The organism is Kocuria sp. (assembly GCF_030536815.1).
GTDB classification, from domain to species: domain Bacteria; phylum Actinomycetota; class Actinomycetes; order Actinomycetales; family Micrococcaceae; genus Kocuria; species Kocuria gwangalliensis.
The window spans coordinates 1-2,445 of the sequence record NZ_JAUNPE010000251.1 but is presented as its reverse complement, the minus strand read 5'-3'; the positions used below and the strand labels follow the sequence as shown (position 1 = coordinate 2,445).

Annotated in this window: 2 protein-coding genes; both read left to right on the top strand. The window is 60.1% G+C overall.

Going from position 1 to position 2,445, the window contains the following annotated elements:
* A partial coding sequence (locus Q4E95_RS12835) for a glycosyltransferase (RefSeq protein WP_303383673.1) occupies positions 1 to 1,530 on the top strand: 1,530 nt, incomplete at its 5' end.
* A gap of 91 nt (positions 1,531 to 1,621) precedes the next feature.
* Positions 1,622 to 2,445: nucleotide sugar dehydrogenase (locus Q4E95_RS12830; protein ID WP_303383672.1), on the top strand; the 824-nt coding region annotated here is incomplete at its 3' end.

The window sequence follows — 2,445 nt, the reverse complement described above, 5'->3', positions numbered from 1 at the left end:
TGGCAGTACCAGCTCACGGGAACGAGCGGGGTCAAAGAACCCTTCAAGGAGCTCGTCGCGCACTGCCACGAACAGGGCGTTCCCACCGTGTTCTGGAACAAGGAAGATCCGCCCCACTACCGCGACTTCCTGGAGTGCGCGCGGCTGTTCGACCACGTTTTCACCACCGATGTGAACAAGATCCCTGACTACCATCGAGATCTCGGTCATGAGCGGGTCTCGGTACTGCCGTTCGCCGCGCAGCCGGCCGTCCACAATCCCTCGCGGCCGAGGAATGGGTTCCATGAACGAGATGTCGCCTTTGGTGGCATGTACTTTGCGCATAAGTTCCCCGAAAGACGGGAACAAATGGATCTCCTCCTGGGTGGCGCGAACGATGTGAGTCCCAAGCTTGAGACCGGGCTCGAAATCTTCTCCCGGTACCTGGGCGAGGACGAGCGCTATCAGTTTCCAACACCGTTGGATCAGCGCGTGGTTGGTTCTCTGACCTACGAGCAGATGTTGACCGCCTACAAGGCCTATCGAGTCTTCCTGAATGTGAACTCCGTGGTGGACTCACCCTCCATGTGCGCTCGGCGCATTTTCGAGATCACCGCGAGTGGCACTCCCGTTGTCAGCACTCCGTCTCGCGCAATTCGTGAGTATTTCACCGAGGACCAGCTGGCCGTGGTGGAGGATCGCGAACATGCGGCGGATGTGGTGCGGGCGCTCGTGCGGAGTCCAGAACTTGCCGATCGGATGGTCCATCGCGCGCAGCGGGAAGTGTGGAACAAGCACACGTACGGGCACCGCGTGGAGCAGATTCTGCAACGAGTTCTCCCCGGCAAGGTTCGTCCGCGAACCCGGCCAACGGTTTCGATCTTGTTGTGCACCAACCGTCCCCATCGGGTCGCGTCGGCTCTCAATGGGTTCGCCACGCAGGTGGGTGTCGACCTGGATGTTGTGCTGGTGGCGCATGGATTCGACCCGAACACGGAAGAGATCAAGGATGCGATAGCGGTCAGTGGCATCGACCGCGTCACGACCATTGCGGCCAATGCCGCGTTGACGCTCGGGGAGTGCTTGAACCTGGCGGTTGAGGCGTCCACGGGCGAGGTCCTGGCCAAGATGGACGATGACGACTTCTACGCGCCGCGGTATCTCGCGGATCTGCTCGACGCCCTGGTGTACTCGGGTGCGGACATCGTGGGGAAGCAGGCCCACTACATGTACGTGGAGTCCCAGAACGCGACCCTGCATCGATTTGCCCACCGGGAGCACCGCTACACGGACTTCGTCATGGGCCCCACCATCACGGGCTACCGCCGTGTCTTTGACCAGATCCCGTTTCAACGGCGGAGTACCGGTGAAGATTCGTCATTCCTGGCGGCGGCCGTAGAAGCAGGCTTCTCGATCTACTCGGCCGACCGTTTCAATTTCGTGCAACGGCGCGGGTCCGATGGGCACACGTGGCAAGTTTCGGATGCGAGTGTCCTCGCCACGGGTAGTGTCGTCATGTTCGGGGACAACTCAAACCATGTGACGGTATGATTTCAATGGATCAAAACGTGCGAGGCGTGGAAAACCCCTGACCGGGCAGACATTGCCGTGTGGTCAGTGGTCGTCTCAGTAAGGTGAGGTAATGAGTAATTCTCTGGAAGTTGTCTTTGTCGGACTCGGCTACATTGGGCTCCCCACCGCGGTGGTCATGGCCAATCACGGAGTGCGGGTTCACGGTGTAGACGTCAACGCTTCCGCCGTCGAGCGCATCCAGCGTGGTGAAGTCACCATTGTTGAACCTGGGTTGGAAGAACAACTCAAGAAGGCTGTGGACAGCGGGCAGCTAACGGCGTCCACTGAGATGCAGCAGGGCAACGCATTCGTTATTGCCGTTCCCACTCCGTTCAAGGACAACTACGAGGGCGATCTCTCGTACATCATGTCCGCCGCAGAGTCGATTGCTCCGCAGCTGCGCGGCGACGAAGTGGTCATTCTAGAATCCACCTCCCCGCCCAAAACCACGCAGAAACTGGCGGCCAAGATCTTGGAACTGCGTCCGGATCTCTCCGTCGACGGCGCAGACGGCAAGCCCGTGATCCACTTCGCCTACTGCCCCGAGCGCATCCTCCCCGGTAAGGCCATGGAGGAACTCGTCAGCAACGACCGCATCATTGGCGGCCGCACTCCGGAAGCTGCGCGCCGCGCCACGGAGGTTTACGCATCCTTCTGCGAGGGCGAGTTGCTGGCGACGGATGACGTGACCGCCGAAATGGCCAAGCTCACCGAGAATTCGTTCCGTGATGTGAACATTGCGTTCGCCAATGAGTTGTCGTTGATCTCCGACAATCTTGGAATCAATGTGTGGGAGCTCATCGAGCTGGCCAACCATCACCCGCGCGTGAACATCCTGCAGCCCGGCCCCGGTGTGGGCGGTCACTGCATTGCCGTGGATCCCTGGTTCATCGT